This is a genomic window from Ruminococcus flavefaciens MA2007, assembly GCF_000621845.1.
In the GTDB taxonomy this organism is placed as follows: Bacteria; Bacillota; Clostridia; order Oscillospirales; family Ruminococcaceae; genus Ruminococcus; species Ruminococcus flavefaciens_E.
This window is the reverse complement of the sequence record NZ_JHXF01000008.1, coordinates 102165-126459: the sequence shown is the minus strand read 5'-3', so window position 1 is coordinate 126459 and position 24295 is coordinate 102165. Positions and strand designations below refer to the sequence as shown.

The 24295-nt window shown below is 48.8% G+C and carries 18 protein-coding genes; 12 read left to right on the top strand and 6 right to left on the bottom strand.

What is annotated here, in order from left to right; genetic code table 11:
• The first annotated feature begins 29 nt into the window (after positions 1-29).
• Together T497_RS18765 and T497_RS0104835 are read left to right on the top strand one after the other, a co-directional pair.
• On the top strand, positions 30-2597 hold the full coding sequence (locus T497_RS18765; protein WP_242839974.1) for a cellulase family glycosylhydrolase: 2568 nt from the start codon (positions 30-32) through the stop codon (positions 2595-2597).
• 163 nt (positions 2598-2760) lie between these two features.
• Positions 2761-4128, top strand: a complete 1368-nt coding sequence (locus tag T497_RS0104835) for an extracellular solute-binding protein (RefSeq protein ID WP_028514649.1) — start codon at positions 2761-2763, stop codon at positions 4126-4128.
• 489 nt (positions 4129-4617) lie between these two features.
• Here the strand turns inward: T497_RS0104835 and T497_RS17375 are convergent, their stop codons facing one another.
• The 5 genes from T497_RS17375 to T497_RS15830 form a co-directional block, all read right to left on the bottom strand.
• Entirely contained in the window at positions 4618-7047 is a 2430-nt protein-coding gene (locus tag T497_RS17375) for a D-alanyl-D-alanine carboxypeptidase family protein (RefSeq protein ID WP_051530531.1), read from the bottom strand.
• Between the two features lie 359 nt (positions 7048-7406).
• Positions 7407-8756 (bottom strand): CdaR family protein, encoded by a 1350-nt coding sequence (locus T497_RS0104820; RefSeq protein WP_028514648.1) that lies wholly within the window; start codon positions 8754-8756, stop codon positions 7407-7409.
• Complete coding sequence (gene cdaA, locus T497_RS0104815; protein WP_051530530.1) at positions 8753-9664, bottom strand: diadenylate cyclase CdaA; 912 nt, start codon at positions 9662-9664, stop codon at positions 8753-8755. Before cdaA ends, T497_RS0104820 begins: the two co-directional genes overlap by 4 nt.
• A 148-nt stretch (positions 9665-9812) precedes the next feature.
• On the bottom strand, positions 9813-10901 hold the full coding sequence (locus T497_RS15835; RefSeq protein ID WP_242839972.1) for an aminotransferase class V-fold PLP-dependent enzyme: 1089 nt from the start codon (positions 10899-10901) through the stop codon (positions 9813-9815).
• Positions 10902-10934: 33 nt separating this feature from the next.
• On the bottom strand, positions 10935-11171 hold the full coding sequence (locus T497_RS15830) for a putative Se/S carrier-like protein (RefSeq protein ID WP_037324462.1): 237 nt from the start codon (positions 11169-11171) through the stop codon (positions 10935-10937).
• A gap of 529 nt (positions 11172-11700) precedes the next feature.
• Here T497_RS15830 and T497_RS0104800 point away from each other — a divergent pair.
• From T497_RS0104800 to T497_RS0104765, 8 genes are all read left to right on the top strand, one after another.
• Positions 11701-12039 (top strand): ArsR/SmtB family transcription factor, encoded by a 339-nt coding sequence (locus tag T497_RS0104800; RefSeq protein WP_037324479.1) that lies wholly within the window; start codon positions 11701-11703, stop codon positions 12037-12039.
• A 27-nt stretch (positions 12040-12066) separates the two neighbouring features.
• The gene (locus T497_RS0104795) at positions 12067-12291 is read left to right on the top strand and encodes a cation transporter (RefSeq protein WP_028514645.1); all 225 of its coding nucleotides are present in this window, start codon (positions 12067-12069) and stop codon (positions 12289-12291) included.
• Between the two features lie 34 nt (positions 12292-12325).
• Positions 12326-14185, top strand: a complete 1860-nt coding sequence (locus T497_RS0104790; RefSeq protein WP_028514644.1) for a heavy metal translocating P-type ATPase — start codon at positions 12326-12328, stop codon at positions 14183-14185.
• A gap of 310 nt (positions 14186-14495) precedes the next feature.
• Complete coding sequence (locus T497_RS0104785) at positions 14496-15509, top strand: M42 family metallopeptidase (RefSeq protein ID WP_028514643.1); 1014 nt, start codon at positions 14496-14498, stop codon at positions 15507-15509.
• Complete coding sequence (locus T497_RS0104780; RefSeq protein WP_028514642.1) at positions 15509-16528, top strand: M42 family metallopeptidase; 1020 nt, start codon at positions 15509-15511, stop codon at positions 16526-16528. Before T497_RS0104785 ends, T497_RS0104780 begins: the two co-directional genes overlap by 1 nt.
• A complete protein-coding gene (locus T497_RS0104775; RefSeq protein WP_028514641.1) occupies positions 16525-17322 on the top strand; it encodes a GNAT family N-acetyltransferase in 798 nt (265 codons plus the stop codon). The genes T497_RS0104780 and T497_RS0104775 overlap by 4 nt, the downstream gene beginning before the upstream one ends.
• Before the next feature lie 150 nt (positions 17323-17472).
• Entirely contained in the window at positions 17473-18282 is an 810-nt protein-coding gene (locus T497_RS0104770; protein ID WP_028514640.1) for an amidohydrolase family protein, read from the top strand.
• Positions 18283-18333: 51 nt separating this feature from the next.
• Positions 18334-18747 (top strand): peptide deformylase, encoded by a 414-nt coding sequence (locus T497_RS0104765; RefSeq protein WP_028514639.1) that lies wholly within the window; start codon positions 18334-18336, stop codon positions 18745-18747.
• Between the two features lie 372 nt (positions 18748-19119).
• On the opposite strand, the gene T497_RS0104760 is transcribed toward T497_RS0104765, so the two are convergent.
• Positions 19120-20262, bottom strand: coding sequence for a leucine-rich repeat domain-containing protein (locus tag T497_RS0104760; protein WP_028514638.1), 1143 nt, complete (start codon positions 20260-20262; stop codon positions 19120-19122).
• A gap of 225 nt (positions 20263-20487) precedes the next feature.
• Between T497_RS0104760 and T497_RS0104755 the strand changes: the two genes are divergently transcribed.
• Together T497_RS0104755 and T497_RS0104750 are read left to right on the top strand one after the other, a co-directional pair.
• Positions 20488-23337, top strand: a complete 2850-nt coding sequence (locus T497_RS0104755; RefSeq protein WP_028514637.1) for an insulinase family protein — start codon at positions 20488-20490, stop codon at positions 23335-23337.
• Positions 23338-23481: 144 nt separating this feature from the next.
• Positions 23482-24291, top strand: a complete 810-nt coding sequence (locus T497_RS0104750) for a hypothetical protein (RefSeq protein WP_028514636.1) — start codon at positions 23482-23484, stop codon at positions 24289-24291.
• Positions 24292-24295: the final 4 nt, after the last annotated feature.

Below are 24295 nucleotides of genomic sequence, written 5' to 3'. Positions count from 1 at the left end.
CTGTCTCAGGCGCTGCTTACTATCCGTCAATGCCCGCTCCCGACACACTTGGAAAGGCTCTGGCAGCTGACGACACAAATGACGACTGGCTCCACGCAAAGGGCAGCCGCCTTTACGACATGAACGGCAACGAGGTATGGCTCACAGGTGCAAACTGGTTCGGCATGAACTGTACCGAGAACGTTCCCCACGGTCTCTACGCAAGAGACGTAGACGATATGCTCCAGACTATCGCCGACCACGGTATCAACATTATCCGCTTCCCTATCTCCACAGAGCTCCTTCTCTCATGGATGGACGGCTCTCCGCTTCCTGTATCATCTGTACAGGCAAGCTACAATCCTCCCCAGGACGAGGTTGGCGAGGACGGCACCATAACTCCCGCAGGCAAGTACGGTAACATCAACAGAGAATTTGTAGAGGCTGACGGAAAGACTCTCAAGGACTCTATGGCTATTTTCGATATCATCATGCAGAAGTGCAAGAAGTACGGCGTAAAGGCACTTATCGACGTTCACAGCCCTGCTTCACACAACTCCGGCCATAACTACAACCTCTGGTACTACGACGAAACTGCCGAGGACTGCGACGGTATGGCTACAGGTCACTTCTCAAAGGCAAAGATAACATGGGACGACTGGAAGGATTCTATCACATGGCTGGCTAAGAAGTACGCCAACGACGATACTATCCTTGCATACGACCTCAAGAACGAGCCACACGGCAAGCGCGGCTACAACGGAACTACCTGCCCGTCAAATATGGCTAAGTGGGACGATTCAACAGACAAGAACAACTGGAAGTACTCCTCAGAGGAATGCGCAAAGTCTATTCTTGCTGTAAATCCTCACGCTCTTATCCTCATCGAGGGCATCGAGCAGTCTCCTATGCTCGACAAGGGCGTAAAATGGAGCGACGCTGACAAGTTCCAGCCACAGCCCGGCGAAGAGAAATGGTACGGCGCATGGTGGGGCGGAAACCTCAGAGGAGTCAAGGACCTCCCTGTTCTTCCCGATTCAGGTCAGATAGTATACTCACCTCACGATTACGGTCCGTCTGTATATGCTCAGTCATGGTTCGACAAGGACTTCACAACACAGACTCTCCTTGACGACTACTGGTACGATACATGGGCTTACATCAACAGGGAAAACATCGCTCCCCTGCTTATCGGCGAGTGGGGCGGTCACATGGACAAGGGCGCTAACCAGAAGTGGATGGAGCTCCTCCGTGACTACATGATAGACAACCACATCAACCACACATTCTGGTGCCTCAATCCTAACTCAGGCGATACAGGCGGACTTCTTGACTCCACCTTTATGAACTGGGACAACAACAAGTACAAGCTCTTTGAGGAGTCTCTCTGGCAGACATCTGACGGCAAGTACATCGGTCTGGACCACCAGACAGCTCTCGGTGCAAACGGTCTTTCACTGAACGGCTTCTATACATCAGGCGCCAAGAGCAACCTCGACGGCGGCAAGGCAGGCAGCGGTACTCCCGTAGTTGTTGACAAGACGACCACAACTACCACAAAGACTGTAACTACTACTAAAAAGGTTACTACAACTACTGTAACATATCCGACCACTACTACAACTACCGCACCTATAACAACTACAACCTCTAAGGACGCTGCTAAGTTCGACAGGATCCAAAAGCCTAAAAAGGATTTCTACAGACTCGGCGAACAGCTCGACCTTGCAGGCGGATATGCTTATGTTTCGGGTATAGCTGCTGACGGCACTAAGATCAGTATAGTAAACGAGCCTCTCAATTCAAGCTTATTTGTTATCGACGCTTCTGAATTTGACAGCTCAAAGACAGGCTCATACATGATAGGCGTATCTCTCAAGGATCACCCCGAGGTAAAGGACAGATTTCGGGTATCTGTAATCCCAGATGACGTAACAACTACAACAGTGCCCGAGAAGATAGTAACAACTACGGCAACAACTACTACAGAGCCTACACCCTCAACACACCCCGGCTATAACTTCAAGGGTGTTGATTCCTACCCTACAAAGACAGTTTACGAGCAGGGCGAGTCACTCGACCTGAGCGGACTTCTCTTCGGCGGTACTCCCATGCAGGGAGCAGGTTCAGGCGGCAGATATACTGATGCTGATATCAATACTTCTATCGTAACTATTTCTGACGGTACAGGAAAGAGCGTTGATTTTGATAAGTTCAATACCCTCCCCGCTGGTAAATATACTGTAAATATCAAGGGCGGTGCAGGCGATTATTACAGATATACTTACTGCTATGGCGTGGATATCTCCTACACGGTAACTATCAAGGAGAAGTCTTCAAATTCAAATCAGACTGACGAGGACTTTAAATGGGGCGACGCTAACAACGACGGCAGCGTTGATATGTCAGACGTTGTTCTCATAATGCAGAGCCTTGCTAACCCGAATAAGTACGGTCTCAACGGTTCCGACAAGAACCACATCACAGAAAAGGGACTGGAAAGAGGTGCTGTAACAACAGGAAACAAGAGTGTAACGACCAACGACGCTCTTGAGATACAGCTCTTCCTCCTCGGAAAGCGTACCAGCCTCACTCCACCTACAGCAAAATCCAAATAAAAAAACTATCGGCACGGATCTACCGTGCCGATTTTTTTACACAAAATAAAGCATACAAATTTGTGGGACTCTACAAATCTGTATGCTTTTTCGTCTTTTTTGCCTTATGAAATCACTTATTTATAAAAGCAGTTGGACTTTTATATACGAAAGGAGTATTTTTATGAAAAAAATCATCGCTTTTACACTTGCTTTCAGCCTTATGGCTGCCTTTTCCTGCGGTAAGGACAAGGACAGCAGCTCTGAGCCCGACGGGGATACTCAGCAGGACATGCTGACTACCAATGAGATAACTATCGGTATGCCTGAGATAAACAGGCTTGTAGAGCCTGCTATAATCTCGTTCAACAACAGTCAGAAAGCATACCAACTCAAAATCGTCGACTATTCAAAGCTCGTCAGCGAGGATGACAATTTTCACTCAAACGCCCTGCGGCAGCTGCAAATGGACCTTATATTGGGAACTGCTCCCGATATAATCGTTCTTAACCCGTCATATACGCAGCCGCTTGTGCATAAGGAAGTCTTTGCGGATATGTACGAGCTTATGGACAGCTTCGGCGGAGTTTCACGAGATGAGTTTATACCAAACGCCCTCAGCGGATTTGAGGCAAACGGCAAGCTGCCTGCAATAGCTGCGAATTTTGACCTGCACACAGCTGTTGCAAAGACAGAATTTGTTGGAGAAAACAAGGAAAACTGGACAATTGATGATCTGGTGAAGACTTATGAGAAACTCCCAGAGAATATGAAGCTCCTGCACTGCGAGCCCTGCAATACACAGGCAGTCTGCGATTTTGTTACAAACAAACTCTCCTCAAAATGCGTAGATTTCGATAGTTATACCTGTAATTTCAACACTCCCGAGCTTGCAAAGACTCTCGATTTTGCAGGCAGATTCGGCAGGGAAAACGCTGACATGAAATACAGCACCGATACGACTACATATACCAGCGATGAGTTTCAGAACGAATTAAAGAATAACGGCGCTCTTATATCTGAAATAGACATTGGCTCATTTAATCAGAGCGTTGCTTGGAACGTATGCTACGACTTTGGCTGCGAACCCGTCACCTTTGTTGGATATCCCTCAGAGGACGGTAACGGCTCTGTATCCGATTGCAGATGGCTGTACGGCATAAGCAAGGATTCCCCCAATAAAGAAGGCGCTTGGAGATTCATCACCTATATGCTCAAGGATAAAAATTATCAGCACAAGGCGAATGAGGAAAACAGAGGACTTCCCGTTATAAAGAGCTTCTACGACGATTATATGTCACTGTCTGCCGACAATGAAAACTCAATATTATTCGTCCCCGACTGGCAGGAGGATACTCCTATCACAAAGGAGCAGGCTGAGCAGATAAGGGATTACATTTTCAGAACAAAATTCTCCCCCTATTTCAACTTTGAGATAAACAGTATCATATCAAAGGAATGTGCCGCTGTTATCAACGGTGAGAAAACAGGCAGTGAATGTGCAGATATCCTTAACAACAGGATAGGGATATACCTCAGTGAGCGAAGCTGACTATAAAAAGAAGAGGACCGCCAACACTATTGCGCCGGCGGTCTTTCTTTCCGAAAGGTGTGTTCATGAAGCGGTGGTGTGCGGGCACCGCTTTTCGCGTCGGGAGGTATAAGGTCGACGCGGAAGTAAAATAAGAAACAATGAAGTTTTTTCTTGTTTATTTCCTTTTCCTTGATTATATTATACCCCACTGCGGCGTGATTTGCAATAACAGAGCGATTTCGGTTTGAATACAGTTCGGATATGAAATGCTTACGGACCGTATCACAGCGGTTACACAATTCTGACAATAATTACAATAGGATTGTAAGATTTTTCTTTGTACCTTTTTGCCTTTTCTGCATAATATAATGTAAGCGGCAATATGCGCTGCGTCGTCAGGAGGTGGAGTTTTTTCCCGTGAGCAGCTTCCAGACACATGACGGAGCTGCTGACGGCTGCTTTGATATAAAAAGCTGCCGAAGCAGATTCGCTTCGGCAGCTTAACTGTTAATTGTAGTAGGAAGTTACTCCAAGGTATTCCTCAAGGCAGAGACCACTGTTGTAAACAGCTGTGGCAGTATCTATTCCCAGGAATCTTATATGCCACGGCTCGTACTGGAAGCCCGTAAAAGCCTCCTTGCCCTTTGGGTAGCGGATAATGAAGCCGTACTTATGGGCGTTCTTTTCAAGCCATTTGCACTCGGGAGTATCTGCAAACTCTGAGCTTATTGAATTCACGTCGATAGCAAGTCCCGTCTGGTGCTCGGAATGTCCCGGTCTTGCGGAATAGGTATCAGCCTTTAAGATACCGTCCGCAGCAACGTAGTTGTTGTAGATGAGTTCCTGATTCGCGTATGAACGATAGCCCGATGTACAGATTATCTTCAGTCCGTGGAGAGCCGCATCTTCGGAGAGTTTATTGAACATCGCAAGGGCGTTCGCATTGAGTCCGCCCCCTGCATTGAAGTCCTTTGCGACGCTGTATGTCTTGTTTACGATAAGGATACCGTCCACATATGTAGCACCGTTGTGCGTCATGATAAGGTGCGCAGGAGCAGAGGTAGTCGAGCCTGATGTGGGCTGCGGCTTTGTTGTTGTAGCAGACGTTGTTGATGTTGAAGTTGTTGTCGTGCTTGCAGCAGTTGTTGTTGTAGTAGTGGTGGTAGTTGTTGTAGTTGTTGTTGTCAGAATAACAGGCTTATTGTGAACAGTTACCTTTATATCAGCCTTTACATTGGTATTGGACTGGCTGTATACCGTTATGGTGCAGACGCCTGCGGAAACTCCATAAACATTTCCCCATTTGTCCACCTTTGCAATGGTGTTGTCGGAGCTTATCCACAGCTCAGTCTTATCAACAGCAGTCTTCGGGAGCATAGTTACATAGGAAATATCAAGTGTACCCACAAGAATATCCATTTCGTACTTGCTCAGCTTTATCTCGGATACCTGATTCGGATCGGTAACAGATACCTTTATGGAAGCATGAACGTCGGGATTTGACCTGCTGTAGACCGTTACGATACAGTTTCCTACAGTCACGCCCCTTATCAGGCCCTCGCTGTCAACTGTAGCTATCTTCTCGTCGGAGCTTACCCATATCTCCTCCTTATTCACAGCACTGACAGGATACATAGTGACCATTGAGATGTCCTTGCCGCCAACAGGGATAGATATCTCGCTCTTGTCCAGCTTTATTTCCCTTACCTTGTTGGGATCGACTACAGTAACATTTATTTCTCCGTAAACCAGCGGATTATTTACGCTCTGTACCTTTACTGTACAGGTTCCCTCGCCTACAGGGCTTATCCAGCCCTCAAAGTTTACGGTAGCAACATTCTCATCGGAGCTTGTCCATATCTCCCTCTTGTCGGGAGCTGTTCTCGGCAGCATAGTAACCATTGATATATCGCCGTCGCCGCCCACAGTGAGCTTTATCTCGGTCTTGCTCAGCTTTATCTCCGACACCTTATTCGGATCGGGAGCCTTAGTCGTTGTAGTTGACACAGGCAGTGTTGTCGCAGAAGTTGTTGTCGATGTGGCAGTTGAAGTCGTAGTTGCAGCAGTTGTTGTCGTTGTTGTAGGAGCTGCTGTCGAGGTCGTTGTCGGAGCAGCTGTTGCAGTAGTTGTAGGAGCCACTGTGGTTGTGGTCGTAAGAACTGTTGTTGAAGTGGTAGTTACAGTAGTCTTAACAGTGGTAGTTGTCGGCTTTGGAGCTGTGGTAGTTGAAACAGTCGTTATAGGATTGGTTATCGGGATAGGCTTTGTGGTAGTTACCGCTGTAGTTGTTGATGAAACAGAGGGATTTGTCAGCGGTACGGGCTTTGTTGTGATGACAGTCGTTGTGACTGTTGTTTTAGCCGTCGATGCTGCAGCAGTAACAGAAGTTGTAGTCGTTGTTGAAGCAGCTGTTGAGGTAGTAGTTGTTGTGCTGCCTGTCTGAGCCCTGAGCTCCTCCATAGCCTTATCGGGAGCACTGAGGTATTCCTCCAGCGAGCGCTTGCCCTTTACTGCACGATAAGCGTAGTAAGACAGGATATTTGAAGCGTCAACGGCATTGACACTTCCGTTGTTGTCCACATCGGCTGCGACTACCTGAGCTGCCGTAAGTCCGATAGCTCTGCCTGACGAGGTATTTGCATAGGCAGTGAGCACAGTTGACGCGTCCGCAGCGTCGATATTTCCGTCGCCGTTTACATCTCCCAGCTTTATGGTTATAACGGATGCAGACGGAGTTTCAGCAGGAGTTGTTGCAGTATTGTTGTTGCTTGATGTAGTGGCTGCCGCGCCTGTTTCATCGGCTTTGACTGCCGAATTTGCACCGACAGCAATGCCGCCTGCTGACAAATTGCCCTCCGCATTGACGCTGACCGAGGTCATAGCACCGACGCACATGGCAAATGACAGCACAGACGCAATAATTCTCTTTGCTCTCATTTTTTTCTCCTTCAAAATTTACTTTCCGCGCCTCACATTCCTCTTTTTTTAGCCGACTCGGAAAGCATAATCGGCTGTATTTCTGCGTTTATGTAGTTTATTCGCATAAATTATTAACAATACAGCCATAAAATCATAGATATAATTATATCATATATTGTTTAAAATTGGAAGATGTTAAGCACAAAAATACAGATTTTTGTCGTATTTTCGTAGTTTTATATAAAATTCTTTCGGTAAGTAAGGGCTGCCTCTTAGACATTGTGCAAGCTTTTTCCCGATATACGTAGATTTAGTTGTTTGCTAAGGCTACCTTACATAAAAAAATATCCGCTGTACTTCCGTACAGCGGATATGCATTAATTTGTCTTTGAGGACGCATTTCCCGACGCAGACGACTGCTTTGCAGAGCCCTCCTTGGCGGTTTTCCTTATATTGACCTGCGGAGCATTGTAGCACCATACATTATTATGAGTACTGCATGATACCTGAACGTCATATGCGAACAGGTCAGGATTCTTCGAGGTATCCTCACCGAGGAAGTTCACTGTAGCGTCCAGATCAGCCGCTGTGATGTCATTTATCACATCAGCAGGTCCTATGAGCTTGACTTTAAGTTTCGCGCTTTCGATAGAATATGAATATCCGTCGCTCGGCACATGGAGCAGACTTACCTTTTCGCCTGCCAGTGAAATCTCCTTGGACGCAAGTCCCTCATCGTCAAGAGTTACCTTTACATTCTCAATACCCGAAACGTTCTTAACGTTCTTGCCCGACAGCATATTCTCTATGCTGAACTCCTTAGAGAAGCCTATATCAACAGCGCTCAGGGATATCGGTATCTCCAGAGGATCATCTGTGAGAGTAACGTCTGATGAACCCGAAGCAATGGTGAGCTCGGCAGGAGTTATATTGAATTTGATGCTGTCCTTATCGAAGTCCGAGTTGGACGGCAGCTTCAGATTTACCTTGAAAGGCACCGTCTTCTGAGTCAGTACCTGCATACTTATGTTCACAGTAGCAGGATCGGTAGTGATGAACTGGGTATCAATAAGCGGATTGCCCTCAGCGTCAATAAACTCCAGCCTGTCGCTGTTAAGACCGCTGTAGCTGGTGTCAAGGTCAGTGAGAGTTTTCTCGGATACCGCATAGCACTCGGCTATCTGAGCAAGCTTTGAGGACGGACCTGTAAGGGTTATCTCCTCCGGCTGACACTTTATATCGCCGAATACCTTGCCCTCTGCAAGGGTAACATTGGTAAGCTTAGGCTTTACGTTTATGGTCTTTATCTCGAATTTGTACAGCTCGACTTCAACAGTCTCGGGATAGACCTTGAGATTTGTGAGCTCCAAGCCGTTGTCGGAATCTACCTGAATAGTGAGAGTCTTTTTACCCTCGGTCGTGATATTGTCGAAATTCACGTATGCTCTGATGTCGTCAGCGTTTATACGGTTGTAGTTGGTACGGCTGCAGTCAAAGCTGACCGTGACCTTTTCAACGTTCCTGTTGGTAACGGAAAGACCGTTTTCTGCGGCAGAGGTGCCTGTTATATCCATTATCAGCGGGATATCGGTGATAGTCTTGGATTCCGACGGGTATATGGTCATAGCTACGATGAACCACGCCGCAACAGCACAGATTATAGCGATAAGCAGCAGTGTGGCGTTGTTTGTGTTCTCGTTTATGCCGCGTTTTCTGTTTTCATTCATTTTTTCTTTCTCCTTTCGGAGCGCGAAGAAAAAAGCTTCTTTTTGCCGATAGATATCTCTGTTTTATCCTTGAAAAGCTGCTCCTCAAGGAGAGCCTTCAGCTTATCACGGGTATAATCTCTGGTGAGGTTGCCGTTAAGGGCTACGGATATCTGTCCTGTTTCCTCCGAAACAACGATAACAATAGCGTCGGAGTTTTCACTCATGCCGATAGCGGCTCTGTGACGGGAGCCCAGCTTCTTGTTGATGAGAGCGTCTTTGGCAGGCTTCGGGAGGAAGCAGGCTGCCGCAAGGATAATACCGTCGCGCATTATGACAGCTCCGTCGTGGAGCGGTGTTTTCGGATAGAATATATTGCCGAACACCTCTTTGCTGGGTGTGGCGTTGAGGATAGTGCCTGTTTCTATCTGTTCGCCAAGCCTTACCTGACGCTCAACTACTATGAGAGCGCCTGTGCAGGTCGCCGACAGCTCAACGCAGGAATCACAGATAGCCTCGATAGCAGGATTCCAGCGCTGCTTCATCTCGTCGTTGTCCTGTCCGAGACCGAAAAGCCTTATTCCGAACTTGGTTCGTCCTGCCTTTTCGAGAGCTCTTCTCAGCTCAGGCTGGAAGAGGACTATCATTGCCAGGACGCCCATGCTGAGAGTTTTCTCCAGCAGGTAGCTGACTACCTTGAGTTCAAGGGCAATGCTTATGAAATAGCCTGCAACGAGAAGCATGATACCCTTTACGAGCTGTCCTGCGCGAGTCTCGCGGATAAGCTTGAGCAGCAGATAAATTACGTATGTAAGTATAACAACGTCGATTACGTCAGTAAACTTGAATGTACTGATAACGCTGAGAAAAGCGTCCAGTATCTCCTGCGGAGAGGACTTGAAGAACTTATGCTGAAAAAAGATGAACATCTATACACCCCCCTGGGGATTTGCGATTGATTACACATATTTATTTTAAGTTTATCTATGTAGGTATGAGGACTTGCGTCCTCATAGCTGACTGCACAATACTGCATATTAATATTGTACCACAAATTCAGATAATTTCAATAGTTTTTTAAGAATTTTGTAAATTTTTCAATATCTTAACATAATATACAAGTTTTAGCACCTCTGCTTCGGTATTGAATACCGAGGGAGCAAAGCGGACAGTTCCGCCCTTTGTGCCCAGTGCGGCGTGTGCAAGAGCCGCACAGTGGTAGCCTGCACGGAGACAAAAGCCCTTTTCCCCCAGTATCGCCGCGGCGTCCTCGGAGCTTATGCCAAAGGCATTGAATGAAACTATAGGAGCGTACTCCGCTCTCTCGTCACGATAGATCGTGATACCCTCTACAGGGCTCAGCTCCGAGATGAACCTGCGGCATAGCCGCTCCTCATGGGCGCGGATAGCCTCCGCGCCGCGCCTCTTTATAAAGCGTATCCCCTCGCCCACCGTGACCGCTCCTATGATATTGGGAGTTCCGCTTTCAAGGCTGTCGGGAAGAATAGTCGGCTGAAAAAGGCTGAGAGACTCACTGCCCGTGCCGCCCTGTATAATGGGAGCTATAGGGTATTCCCCGTCAGTGATGAGGAGTCCCGTGCCCGTTATGCCGTAGAGTCCCTTGTGCCCTGCGGTACAGAGTATATTTATGCCGTCAGAGAGCTTTATATCGTAAATGCCGCAAGCCTGCGCTCCGTCAGCAATAAAGCAGACTCCGCGCTGACGGCAGAGCTCCCCTATCTCACGGTATGGCAGGAGCAGTCCCGTGACGTTGCTTGCAAGAGTACAGACCACAGCCTTGGTATCGCTTCGGATAAGCCTGCGGAAGCTCTCGATAGTTTGCTCCTTGTCGGGATAGACCTCGGCTATGGACAGGGTTATCTGCTTTTTAAGGGCAAGAGACACAGCAGGACGAGCCGTGGAATTATGCTCCATACTGCTGATTATAAGATGTCCGCCCTGTGACATAACGCCCTGTATAGCCATATTCAGCGCATGGGTGCAATTCAGAGTAAAAACGGTGTTCTCGGGCTCTGCCCCGAAGAATTCCGCTGCCGCTTCACGGGCATTGTAGTACGCCTCGGAGGTACGCATAGCGAGCTGATGACCGCCTCTGCCTGCGTTTCCGCCGAAGCTCATTATGGCTTCGGCAGCCGCCTTTCTCACGCTCAGCGGCTTGGGTAGGTGGTGGCGGCGTTGTCAAAGTTTATCATCATCGGCAGCACCGTCCCTTCTTATGGTATAGGGTACGGAATAGCTGTCGAGTATCTCGGCTGCCCTGCCGCAGCGGTCTCCCACGTACAGCGAGTAGCCGCAGCCGTTTTCGCTGTCCTTGCTCCGCCGCTTTATGGCACAGGGATAACCGCGCTGTCTCAGCAGGCGCTGTCCCTTGACAGCGTATGTGTAGGACGGCATATCCAGTATACATTTCGTCAAAAGTATCACCCCTGACTGCTCAGACTGCGCAGCCAGCAATATTGCGGTACATTTTATTATATGCGCTGCGGAGTTTTTAGTGCTTAGTGGTCAGTGCTTGGTTATTAGTGATTAGTTATTAGTGAGTAGTGAGTAGAAAAATCGGTACCCAAACTACTTCATGACAACCTGAACGGAATTCCTAAGGGACGTGTTCCTTAGGCGGTGTCCAGAGGCAGAGCCTCTGGCAGGTTTGGGCAGCGCCCAAGAATCGAAGGCGCTCCGCAAGAAGTGAATAAAAAAACAGTCCAGTGGACTGTTTTTTTAGAGGAGACGCCCTGCAAGAGAGGGCGTCTCCTAAAGGGCTGTCGAGGACGCCAGTCCCTACATTCTTAACTCTCAGTTCTAAATTTCAAATATATCATAAAAAAATAAAATACCCCTTGACAAGCAGGAAAATATATGCTAATATATGAATAGATATTCAAGTGTTCAATCGTTTGCAATATGATATCAGAAAGGAAGTGCAAATGTGACAGAAAAAACGGATATGAACTATTATGCTATTACAGATGAAAAAGCCAAAAAGCTGAGCGAGGAAATGCCTGCCGATGAAAAGCTTTACGACCTTGCTGAGCTTTTCAAGGTCTTCGGCGACAGCACAAGGATACGGATACTGTATGCCCTGCTTGAATCCGAGGAGCTCTGTGTAAGCGACCTTGCCCAGTTTCTCACCCTCACCCCTACAGCCTGTTCGCACCAGCTGAGAGTGCTCAAAAACAACAAGCTGGTCAGAGCACGCAGGGACGGCAAGACCATATTCTATTCCCTTGCAGATGAACACGTAAGGCATATAATCGGCACGGGCATGGAGCATATAATGGAATAAAATTTATATAACGAAAGGATAATTATTATGAAAAAGGTATTTAAGCTTATTGATCTGGACTGCGCTAACTGTGCAGCAAAAATGGAAAATGCGATCAAGGAGCTCCCCGAGGTAGAGGACGCAGTTGTCAGCTTCATGACACAGAAAATGACTATCAAGGCTCCCGACGGCACTGATTTTGACGAGCTCATGAAAAAAGTAGTCAAGCTCTGCAAAAAGGTAGAGCCCGACTGCGAGATAGTTCTGAAATAAAACATATGAGAACAAATAGCAGGGAGTGCTGAGCATGAACAAGAAGCAGAAAAAAATACTGATAAGGATAATTGCGGCAGGTATTCTCCTGATAATCGCCGCATTGCTGCCCCTTGAAGAAAAAAGCCTTTTAAGGCTTGCGGCATTTCTTGTTCCCTACGGTATCATAGGCTGGGACGTTCTATGGAAAGCCATACGCAATATCAAAAACGGTCAGGTATTCGACGAGAATTTCCTTATGGCTGTGGCAACTGTCGGAGCTCTTGCGGTAAAGGAATACCCCGAGGCTACTGCGGTAATGCTTTTCTATCAGATAGGCGAGCTTTTCCAGAGCGTTGCAGTTGGAAAGTCCCGAAAAAACATCGCTTCTCTCATGGATATACGTCCCGACCACGCAAATATCGAGGTAGACGGCAAATTAGTCGAGGCTGATCCCGAGGAGATAGAGCAGGGACAGCTCATCATCGTAAAGCCAGGCGAGAGGATACCTCTTGACGGCATAGTGACCGACGGTACTTCCTCAGTGGATACCTCCGCACTTACAGGCGAGAGCGTTCCTCGCACCGTCAGAGTCGGCGACAGCGTAATAAGCGGCTGTATAAATCAGAGCGGTGTGCTCAAAGTCGAAGTCACCAAGGAATACGAGGACTCCACCGTTGCAAAAATACTTGACCTCGTTGAAAATTCGGCTTCAAAAAAGGCAAAAGCAGAGAATTTCATCACGAAATTCGCCAAGTATTACACTCCTGCTGTAGTTATATCCGCACTTCTTCTTGCACTCCTTCCGCCCCTTGTCACAGGCGGCAACTGGGCGATGTGGATACACAGGGCGCTCATATTCCTTGTTATCTCCTGCCCATGTGCGCTGGTGATATCCGTTCCCCTCAGCTTCTTCGGCGGCATAGGCGGAGCAAGCAAAAAGGGCATACTCATAAAGGGCGGCAACTTCCTTGAAGTCCTTGCAAATGCGGAAATAATAGTCTTTGACAAGACGGGAACTCTCACAAAGGGCGTTTTCGAGGTAGACGAGATACACCCACACGGTATAGACGAGGATAAGCTTTTAGAGCTTGCAGCATATGCTGAAAGCTACTCCGACCACCCTATCGCTCACTCAATATCCTCGAAATACGGCAGAGAGACCGACAAAAACAGGATAAGCTCCAACGAGGAGATATCAGGTCACGGCATAAAGGCAGTCATCGACGACCATGAGATATGCGCAGGAAACTCCAAGCTCATGGACAAAATGGGCGTAGAGATAGTCCCCTGCGATAAGGCAGGCACTATGGTGCACATCTCCGACAACGGACAGTACTCAGGTCACATCGTTATAGCCGACAAGGTAAAGAAGTCAGCGCAAAGCGCCATAAAACGCCTGAAAGCAAGAGGCGTAAAGCAGACTGTAATGCTTACGGGCGATTCCTCATCGGCAGCAGACGCGGCTATGAAGGAACTCGGTCTCGACAAGGCTTACAGCGAGCTCCTGCCTGCGGACAAGGTCGAAAAGGTCGAACAGCTCCTTGAAGAAAAATCCCCCAAGGGAAGCCTTGTATTCGTAGGCGACGGCATAAACGACGCACCTGTGCTCTCAAGGGCAGATGTAGGCATTGCAATGGGCTCTCTGGGCTCTGACGCGGCAATAGAAGCCGCAGACATCGTCCTCATGGACGACGATCCCGAAAAAATAGCCCTCGCTATGGATATCTCCAAGCGGACGCTGAAAATAGTATACCAGAATATCATTTTTGCTCTCGGAGTAAAGTTCATCGTGCTCCTGCTTGGAGCTCTCGGCATAGCAAATATGTGGCTGGCAGTTTTCGCAGACGTGGGAGTTTCGGTAATAGCCATACTCAATGCCATGCGAGCTATGAGGATAAAGGAAAAGAATTAGTTTCATCGTTAAAGAGCAGCCGCTGGTGCGGCTGCTCTTTTTGCATATATACAAAGTTGTAAATTATTTTTTTGAAATTCAACCGTTTTGTGTTTAAAAAACGGCTTTTACGGAGTATATATAGAAGCACATTTTGCAGATGCACAGAAACACACTCCTATATTTTAAATCCGTCGCCGCAGGCAACACCATAACTCTCAACTTTCAACTTTCAACTCTTGGTTCTAAGTTCTCAACTCAAAAAAGTATTGAAAAAACTCCCAAACTCTGATATAATTAATAGTAAAGCTTTTATGAAAGGAAATTCCACATGGATATCAGATCGACTGTCGTTTCTCTCTCTGAAATATCAGGAACTTCGGGCAGCGAAAGCAAGGCTGCACAGCTTGCTCTCGGAATGCTCCGCGAATACTGTCCCGACGCAGAGATAATAAACGGCAATGTTACAGGCAAATTCGGCACTCACAGGGAGGGGCTCCCCTCTCTGCTGCTTGACGCACATATAGACCAGATAGGCTTCGCTGTGACCTACATCACCGACGACGGCTTCATCAAGGTAGGCAATATCGGCGGCATTGACCGCAGACTGCTCCCTGCTCAGCCCGTAGTTGTACACGGCAGCCGCGATATCAAGGGCGTTATATGCTCTGTACCCCCTCACCTTACCAGCGGCAGCAGCGAAGTCCTTGAAATGGACGACGTTGCTATCGACACGGGACTTACAAAGGAAGAGCTTGAAAAGCTGGTCTCTCTCGGGGACTCCGTCACCTTTGACGTGACCTGCCGCGACCTCATCGGCAGCCGTATCACAGGCGGCGCTCTTGACGACCGCTGCGGAGTTGCTTCTATCCTCTATGCGCTGGAGCTTCTCAAAGGCAGCGACCTTGCGTATAATGTGACAGTCCTCTTCTCCACTCAGGAGGAAGTAGGCGAGCGCGGCGCAAAGATCGGCGCTTTTGAGATAGATCCTGATATTGCTCTTGCTGTGGACGTAAGCTTCGCATACGCAATTGGCGAGGAGGAAAGCAAATGCGGCTATCTGGGCAAAGGTCCTATGATAGGCATTTCGCCCTCACTTTCAAGAGAAATAAGCGACGAACTCATAAATACTGCAAAATCTGCCGATATCCCCTATCAGATCGAGGTTATGAGCGGACTTACAGGCACAAATGCAGACAGATTCTCCGTGAACCGCTGCGGCGCAAAAGCCTGCACAGTTTCCATACCTCTCCGCAATATGCACACTCCCGTCGAGGTCATAGACATTACAGACGCGGAGCAGACCGCAAAGCTTTTAGCTGCATACATAAGGGGGGACAAGTAATGAAAGAACTGCTTAAAGAGCTGTGTCTCACCGACAGTGTTTCGGGCGACGAAAACGCTGTCCGCGAGCTTATAATCAGCAGGATAAAGAACGTCTGCGAGTACAGGGTGGACAATCTGGGAAGTATCATCTGCTTCAAAAAGGGCAGAAAGGCTCCTGAAAAAAAGCTTATGATATGTGCCCACATGGACGAGGTGGGCTTCATGGTGACATATATCCGCAGCGACGGAACTCTCAGCTTCGGCAATGTTGGCGGCATTGATCCCTCAGTTGTCATCGGCAGACAGGTTCGCGTCGGCAAAAGCCGTATCAGCGGCGTTGTAGGCGCTACAGCCGTTCATAATCTCAGCAAGGAGCAGCGCGAAAAGGCTCCCAAGACCGACAGTCTCTACATCGACATCGGAGCGGCCGACAAGGCAGAAGCCGAGAAATACGTGTCTCTCGGAGACTGCGCTTACTTCGATTCCGAGTTCACTGAACTGGGTGAACGCCGCATAAAGGCAAAGGCTATCGACGACCGCGCAGGCTGCGCAATGATGATAGAGCTTCTCCATGAGGAGCTTGAATACGATACATACTTTGTTTTCAACGTTCAGGAGGAGATAGGTCTCCGCGGCTCGACTGCATCAGCATTTGCAGTTGCTCCCGACTATGCCATAGTCCTCGAATCCACCACTGCTGCCGATATCGACGGAGCAAGCGGCGCTAAGCGCGTCTGCGCACTGGGCGGCGGTCCTGTAGTTTCATTCATGGACAGGCACACTATCTACGACAAGGAGCTCTACAGCCTTGCCTTTGAAATCGCCAAGGAGCAGGGCTTCCCCTGCCAGACCAAGACCATGATAGCAGGCGGCAACGACGCAGGAGCTATCCACATAAGCGGCAAGGGAGTCCGCACTATAGCAGTTTCCCTGCCTTGCAGATACCTTCACTCCCCCTCGTCGGTCATTGAATACGCCGACATGGAGAACTCCTATAAGCTGGTAAAAGCACTCATCGGAAGGATACATGAGATATGATAACACTTATCGAACACGAGCACGAGCTTGACCGCGTACTGCTCAATAAAACCCTGTCGGGCAAGAAAATGCTGGCATATATGCGGGCATACGGTCCCAATTATGAATTCTGCCGCTTCTACAAGATAACCGACGAAACAGGCGTGGGCTTCATGTTCATCATCAACTCCACCCTTATCATCTGCGGAGACGGCGATTTAGAGCCAAATGAGGAGATAGACCTCTTTGTCAGCATGAACGTGCCGTTCCGTATCGAGGGCGACCAGAAGATACTGGAGGGCATAAAGATACCTGACCGCTATCAGGTGCTGAACCGTACTATATTCGAGCTTATCCCCGATGATACGCCCCTTGAAGCTATCGAGGAACACGTTGAGTTCAACCCCAACCTCCCCGACGTATACAAGATACTCAGCGAGGGATTCCCGAATATCGCGGATTTCTCACTGTGGTACACCGATACCTCGCACCGCTGCCGCCACGGCATAAGCCGAGTTTTCACTTACCGTGATTCCACAACGGCTTCGGCAGTTTTCGATATCGGCAGCACTGTTCTCATCGGACAGGTAGCTACAAATAAGGCTGCCCGTGGACGGGGCTACGCAAGGGAGTTCCTCAAATGGCTCGCCAAGTTCTTCAACGGACTTGGAAAACGCGCGTATCTCCTTGCTCTGGACGTCCGTGTCAGCTTCTATCAGGAGATAGGCTTCCGTATTGCAGGACGCGAGATAGTCCTTGAACGTATCGACGTCAAGAAGGACAGCGCCGCTAAGGGACGCCTTGAAGAAAAGTAATTGAGAATTCTCAATTATATAAATTTCTTATTACAGGTTAAAAGGCGATTTTCCGCTTCATAGCGCTGTTACACTCAGTAAACAGCGCCTTGACTTTTATCCGCAGATAGAGTATAATGTTCATTGAATTTGTAATTAGGAGATGTATCTATGAATCCCGAGGTCTATGGAAAATATGAGATAATCGACGCTCATGCCCATATCTTCCCTCACAAGATAGCCGAAACGGCTACTGAAAGTATCGGCCATTTCTACGACATACCGATGAACAACTGCGGTCTGACAGACAAGCTTCTTGAGGCAGGCAGCAAAATAGGAGTATCAAAGTATCTTGTTTGCTCCACTGCTACTTCGCCCCGACAGACAGACGCTATAAATACATTTATCGCCAAAAAGTGCGACCAGCACGAGTGCTTCTACGGCTTCGGCACTACCCATGCGGATTCCGCCAATATCGAAGCCGACATCGAGCAGATAAAGAAATTCGGGCTCCACGGAGTAAAGCTCCACCCCGATTTCCAGAAGTTCAATGCGGACTCTCCCGAAGCTTTCAAGATCTATGAGCAGATAGAGGGACAGCTCCCACTGCTTATCCACTGCGGAGACGCAAGATACGATTATTCGGCTCCTCACCGTATCAAGAGGATACACGATAACTTCCCCAAGCTCCAGCTCATGGCGGCACATCTGGGCGGCTATCAGCAGTGGAGCGAAGCCGAAGAGATACTGCCCGGACTCGAAAACGTAAGATTCGATTTCAGCAGCTCTCTTGCGTTCCTTTCTCCCGAAAGAGCCGTACATATCATCAGAAAATACGGCGTTGAGAACTGCTTCTTCGGCTCGGATTTCCCTATGTGGAGCCACGAGGACGAGTTCATGCGCTTTTTGAAGCTGGGCTTTACCGAGGAAGAGAACCAGAAAATGCTTGCAGGCAATTTCAAGGAATATCTTGGACTTTAATAAAAATAACGGGACGTAACTGTCCCGTTTTTCATTGGAAAGGAGATTCTCATGGTAAAAGACATAGTCAAAGACAAAGCAGTCCTCAGCATAAAATCAGAACCTGCCACAAAAGCCGATATACAGGTAGTCCGCGACCTGCTGGACACAGTAAAGGCAAACGAGGAGCGCTGCGTGGGCATGGCTGCAAATATGATAGGCGTTCACAAGACCATACTTGTGGCACTTATAGGCGACGAGTACATCGCTATGATAAATCCGAAGATAGTGGACAAGTCCAAAGAGACCTACGACACCGAGGAGGGCTGTCTGTCTCTCAGCGGAGTCCGTCCCGTTACCCGTCACCGCATAATCACCGTGGAGTACATGGACAAGAAGTTCAAGCGCCGCCGCGATATCTTCCGTGATTTCGAGGCGGAGATAATACAGCATGAAATAGACCATTTCAGCGGTATCATTATATAAAAATCATTAAAAAAGGCGGACATAACCGTGATACTTATATAGCAGGTCATACTTTTTATCGGGGGAAACCTTTCTGAAGAAAGGCTTTCCCCCGAACCCCTTTCCAAAGACTTTTTTAGCTGATTTTTTCTCATATAGGGCTCGCCTAAAATAAAAAAAGCCCTGTAATAATACAGAGCGAGCCCTATATGAGAAAAAATAAAACTGAAAGTTTTAGGGAGAGAGTTTGAGAGTGACTCCCCGCAGTGCGGGGAGATGTCACGCAGTGGCAGAGGGGACGTCCTCCGTCAGAGGAGCCCCTTTTTCAAAAGGGGCTCTCTCAATAATAAGCATAAACCTTCTATATGAGTACCAGATTTATGTCTGCCTTTTTCAATAATCCTTTTTCTTTCCGCAGACCTTGCAGGTCTTTGAGATGAGCTTGAAGTCTCCGCCGCAGTATACGCATTTTCCTGCTGTTTTGCGGCTTGCAACTACGGTCTCGTAATATGCCGGGAAATTCACTGCATTTTCGGCAAGATTGCTCCATGCGATGTTCAGAAGCTTAGGACATTCCGTAAAGCCGCCGCTTATCTTCTTGACAGAAGCAGGAATGCTTATCTGTTCAAGGTTGGTACAGCCGCTGAAATCGCCGATAGCTGTAGTTCCGGGAGGCACTGTAAAGGCTCTGAGACCTGTACAGCCGCGGAAACCGTCTACGCTAAGGACTCCTGCCGGTATCTCGACATTTCGCAGAGATACGCAGTTCTGGAAAGCAGAAGCACCTATGCTCTTGATGCCCCTTGACAAGCCCAGAGCCGAAAGAGCTGTGCAGTTTGCAAAGGAACATTCCTCGATAACGGATACTCCCTCGGGAATAACGACCTTTTCAAGCTTTTCGCAGCCAGAAAAAGCATATTTTCCAATAATCGAGACATATTTCGGTATCTCTATGACCTCGAGATTCTTACAGCCCGAGAACGCAAATGCGCCTATCTCGCCGATACACTCGGGGAACTCGATAGATACAAGATTTGTGCAGTCAGCAAAAACGCAGTCCGCGATACGCTGCATATGCGGCGGTATCACGACGTTTTTAAGGCTTGTACAGCCGCGGAACGCCCAACCCTCTATATCCTTGAGGTCGTCGGGGAACTTTATCTCTTCAAGGGCAGTACAGCCGCGGAACGCATATCCGCCTATGATCTCCACCTTATCGTGAAGTATCACGCGCTTGAGAGTCGTGTTGTTTTCAAAGGCGTTTTCGCCTATTTTATGTACCTCAGCAGGTGCAGCCACTTCCTCGGCGCTGCCCTTGTAGGCAACGAGAACTCCGTCCTTTATTTCAAAGTCGGCGCTGTGCTTCTTGACAGCCTTTACCTTTCTCGCTACGTCCTTGTGCTGTGCTTTATACCTGTTTATAGCCTTTATTACTACGAAAGGCGTGCTGCAGTAAGGACAAACCCAAGCGTCCTTCTGATTATCGACCTCTACGGTCTTTCCGCAGCTCGTGCAGATAGCATTTACAGTTGCCACATCCATACCCCCTGTTTCGTCATTTTATATTATTATTGTAGCATTTAAAGCTGTGAAAGTCAATAAATACAGCGCAAAACTCACAGATTATACATAACGGAGCACGTTTATTTGTTGGAAATGCCGACCAAAAAATGAACGATTTGTTGCCCTTTGTAAACTTCACTTGCATAAAGGTTGACGAAATGATATAATTATTACATAATGCATATTAGGAGGCACATAATGAAAATAAACGACAGGATACACGGCTTTGCCGTTACAAGGACAGCTCCTGCCCCATGCAGCGGCTCGGAGCTCATAGAAATGCGCCACGAAAAGACAGGCGCACAGCTTATCTGGCTGAAAAACGACGGCGAAAACAAGCTCTTTTCCATAGCTTTCAGGACTCCCCCAAGCGATGATACGGGAATATTCCATATCCTTGAGCACTCCGTCCTTGGCGGCTCAAAGAAATACCCCGTAAAGGAGCCCTTTCTGGAGCTGATGAAAGGAACCATGAATACCTTTCTCAACGCCATGACCTATCCAGACAAGACCTTATTTCCAGTTTCAAGCCGAAACGACGCGGATTTCATGAACCTGACAAGGGTATATCTGGACGCAGTCTTCGATCCTGCCATATACTACAACCCCAATATTTTCAGGCAGGAGGGCTGGCACATCGAAATGCGCAGCGAGTCCGACGAGCCTGTTTACAAGGGCGTTGTGTTCAACGAGATGAAAGGCGCTCTTTCCTCGGTATACAGCCGAATGGAGACCGAGATAATGGGAGCTCTCTTCCCCGATACCTGCTACCGATTTGAGTCGGGCGGACTTCCCGAGGCTATCCCGAATCTGACAAACGAGCAGTTCATCGAGGGACACCGCACCTACTACCACCCCTCAAACGCCTACATATACCTTGACGGACCTGTGGATATCGAAGCTGTTCTGAAGCTCATCGACAGCGAGTACCTCAGCCGCTTTGATAAACGCGAGGTCCGCAGCGAGATACCTGCGCAGAAAGCCGTTGCGCCCACTGTTAAGAAGTGCTTTTACGAGATAACTCCTGACGAGGAGGAGGCAAATCACACCTATCTTGTTATAGGCAAGGTGCTGGGCAGCTGGCAGGAACGCGAGAAGATAACTGCGGCTTCTGTGCTTGCGGAGGCTCTCACCGGCAGCAACGACGCTCCGCTGAAACGCGCTCTCCTTGATACGGGACTTTGCCTTGACGTATCTCTTGAAGTGAGCGACGGCATTTTACAGCCCTTCGGCTGCCTGTGCATAAACAATACCGACGAGGAAAGCTGCGAAAAGCTGAAAGAAACAGTCCGCAGCGCAGTTAGCGAACTCTGCGGCAAGGGCATTGACCGTGAGCTGCTGACAGCGGCTCTGAACCGCCTTGAATTCCGATTCCGTGCAGGCGGCGAGCCGAGAGGTCTTACACGCAATATTTCCGCACTCTCCGCATGGCTCTACGGCGGCGATCCGCTGCACTATCTTGAGCTTGGCGAGGTCTACGATTCGCTCCGCAGCAAGGTCGACAGCGGCTATTTTGAGGAGCTTCTGAGAGAATGGCTCCTTGATGACAACGGCAGAGCGGAGCTCTATCTGCTGCCGTCCCGAACCTACGGCGAGGAGCAGAAGGCTGCCGAAAAGAAGCGCCTTGCGGCTGTAGTCGACGGACTTTCCTGCGAGGAGCGCTCCGTTATCGTCGAGCAGAACAGACAGCTTGATGAATGGCAGCAGTCCGTGGATACTCCCGAGCAGCTTGCAACAATGCCGCACCTTGCGCTTTCCGAGGTAAGTCCCGAGCCGCTGCGCTTCGACACCGAGGAAACAAATGTGAACGGCGTAACTGTTCTGAAGCATACCGCTCAGGACAAGGGCATCGCGGCTCTTAATCTCTATTTCTCGCTGGCTGACTGCAATGAGACACAGCTCTCCGCGGCAGCTGCGGCTGCCGAGCTTTTCGGCGAGCTGCCAACAGCAAGGAGCTCCGCGGCTGACTTGCAGCGCAGGATAACAGGACTTCTCGGAAGTATCAACTACGGCGTCGATGTGTTCTCTAAAAACGGAGTTTCCGACAAATGCAGCCCTTATTTCGCAGTAAAGGCGCGTTTTCTCGAAAAGAACACCGAGGAGGCACTCGCCCTTATCGCGGAGATACTCACCGAGACTGATTTCAGCGATATATCGGCAGTTACCGAGCTTCTCAAGCAGACCGACGAGAACTACAAGCAGAGCATTATAGCCAACGGTCACACCTACTCCATGGGACGCGTCCGTGCGGCGCTGTCTGCGGAGTCCGCAGTAAACGAGCTTGTATCGGGCTATGAGGGCTACAAGAGACTTCACGAAGCAATAAAGGCTCCCGAGAAGCTGACTGCGGAAATAAAGGCTCTCAGCGGCAGAATGATATGCACAGCAAGGCTGACTGCCAGTGTTACGGGAAATGCGGATATAAAGCCGCTCCTTGAAGCTCTCCCGACAGGTATTGCGGATGAGCAGAGCGATATGAGCTTCAAGCTGAATATCCCCGAAAAACAGGGAGTTATCATACCATCGGGCGTATCATACTCCGCAATGGCTTTCCCTGATACAAACGCAGATACAGCGGTAAGAAAGGTGCTCTACCGTGCACTGTCCCTTGAATATCTCTGGAACGAGGTCCGCGTAAAGGGCGGAGCCTACGGCACGGGCGCATTCATAGCCCCCTCGGGTGAGCAGGCGTTCTTCTCATACCGCGATCCGTCCCCTGCGGCAAGTTTGGATATTTACAAAAAGTCTGCGGACTTCATCGCTGATTACTGCGGCGGAGCTCCTGATATCACTCAGTATATCATCAGCACTATCGCCAAGGAGGAGCCTCTTATGTCAGACGGCAACAGGAGCGCCAAGGCTGACGGCTTGTGGTTCAGAGGCATTACCGATGAGGAACGAGCCGACGAGAAAAAGCGTATGCTCAGCGTTACGGCAGAGCAGCTCCGCACGGCAGCCGAAACTCTCAGAAGCTTCGGAAATCTGTGCGTAATGGGCACAGAAGCGGCAATGGAAGGGCTTGACCTTAAAAAGGACAGCTTAGCATAAGGAAAAGGCGCGGCAGAGCCGCGCCTTTTTTGCAGGTGACAACGTCAGTTATCGGCGGACAATATCCGCCCTGCTTCTCTGCCCTATTGACGTTTTTGCGATTTAGAGCTATAATAGTCATATATAAATTCTAAGGAGATAAATATGAATATCAGTTCACGTATCATGGCGGCTGCAGCGGCTGTCATACTGTCTGCCGCAGCTTACGGCTGCTCAGGCAAGGCAAGCTCATCTGCACCCTCGTCCTCTGAAACAACCACAGCTTCTTCCTCTGACGAAGCTGTTACAACTACAGATATAAAGACCTCAACGGACAGCTCTTCCACTACAACTGCTGTAACTACTACATCTGGAAAGGCTGACGGAACTGCCACAACTACTACAACCTCCGCTGAAAAGCCCACTGAAAAAGCCACAGAACCCACAAAGGCTGAATCTAAAAAGGGCTTCAGCAGCAGCTTTGAAGCCGCAAAGGCTTACTATAACGCCTATCTCACCAACAACGCCGACGCGGTCTATGATATGTTCTGTCAGGAAGAAATAGAGGCTTATCACGCCTACATCGGCACTACAGACCTCCTTGACGGCAAGAATCCGCAGGTAGTTTTCAAGCGCTCGGCTGTCATTGACGCCATAAAGCAGTCCATGGGAAATATCCGCAGGATAATGGCAGAAAAGTCCGATGTCCCCCCCGAAAAGTGGACTACCTCACTTGCCGAGGACAATCTCAGACCTAACGGTGAGAATGAGCTAAAGGACTTCAACAAGACTCTGAGCACCGAATTTACGGCAGGCTCGGACTGCGGTCTGGTGTACTACAAGGACGGCAACGATGAGCATAATTTCGTAGGAAACGGCTGCGCATTCGTAGAACTGGACGGACGCTGGTATCTTTCCTACAGCTCAGTCATGAGATCCGAGCTCATAACCTATATGGATAAGCTTTTTCAGTAAGAAA

What these genes read in the sequence shown, in the direction of transcription:
- T497_RS18765 (WP_242839974.1), top strand. Translation starts at nt 30, where the DNA reads ATGCCCGCTCCCGACACACTTGGAAAGGCTCTGGCAGCTGACGACACA.
- T497_RS0104835 (WP_028514649.1), top strand. Translation starts at nt 2,761, where the DNA reads ATGAAAAAAATCATCGCTTTTACACTTGCTTTCAGCCTTATGGCTGCC.
- T497_RS17375 (WP_051530531.1), bottom strand. Translation starts at nt 7,047, where the DNA reads ATGAGAGCAAAGAGAATTATTGCGTCTGTGCTGTCATTTGCCATGTGC.
- T497_RS0104820 (WP_028514648.1), bottom strand. Translation starts at nt 8,756, where the DNA reads ATGAATGAAAACAGAAAACGCGGCATAAACGAGAACACAAACAACGCC.
- cdaA (WP_051530530.1), bottom strand. Translation starts at nt 9,664, where the DNA reads ATGTTCATCTTTTTTCAGCATAAGTTCTTCAAGTCCTCTCCGCAGGAG.
- T497_RS0104800 (WP_037324479.1), top strand. Translation starts at nt 11,701, where the DNA reads ATGAACTATTATGCTATTACAGATGAAAAAGCCAAAAAGCTGAGCGAG.
- T497_RS0104795 (WP_028514645.1), top strand. Translation starts at nt 12,067, where the DNA reads ATGAAAAAGGTATTTAAGCTTATTGATCTGGACTGCGCTAACTGTGCA.
- T497_RS0104790 (WP_028514644.1), top strand. Translation starts at nt 12,326, where the DNA reads ATGAACAAGAAGCAGAAAAAAATACTGATAAGGATAATTGCGGCAGGT.
- T497_RS0104785 (WP_028514643.1), top strand. Translation starts at nt 14,496, where the DNA reads ATGGATATCAGATCGACTGTCGTTTCTCTCTCTGAAATATCAGGAACT.
- T497_RS0104780 (WP_028514642.1), top strand. Translation starts at nt 15,509, where the DNA reads ATGAAAGAACTGCTTAAAGAGCTGTGTCTCACCGACAGTGTTTCGGGC.
- T497_RS0104775 (WP_028514641.1), top strand. Translation starts at nt 16,525, where the DNA reads ATGATAACACTTATCGAACACGAGCACGAGCTTGACCGCGTACTGCTC.
- T497_RS0104770 (WP_028514640.1), top strand. Translation starts at nt 17,473, where the DNA reads ATGAATCCCGAGGTCTATGGAAAATATGAGATAATCGACGCTCATGCC.
- T497_RS0104765 (WP_028514639.1), top strand. Translation starts at nt 18,334, where the DNA reads ATGGTAAAAGACATAGTCAAAGACAAAGCAGTCCTCAGCATAAAATCA.
- T497_RS0104755 (WP_028514637.1), top strand. Translation starts at nt 20,488, where the DNA reads ATGAAAATAAACGACAGGATACACGGCTTTGCCGTTACAAGGACAGCT.
- T497_RS0104750 (WP_028514636.1), top strand. Translation starts at nt 23,482, where the DNA reads ATGAATATCAGTTCACGTATCATGGCGGCTGCAGCGGCTGTCATACTG.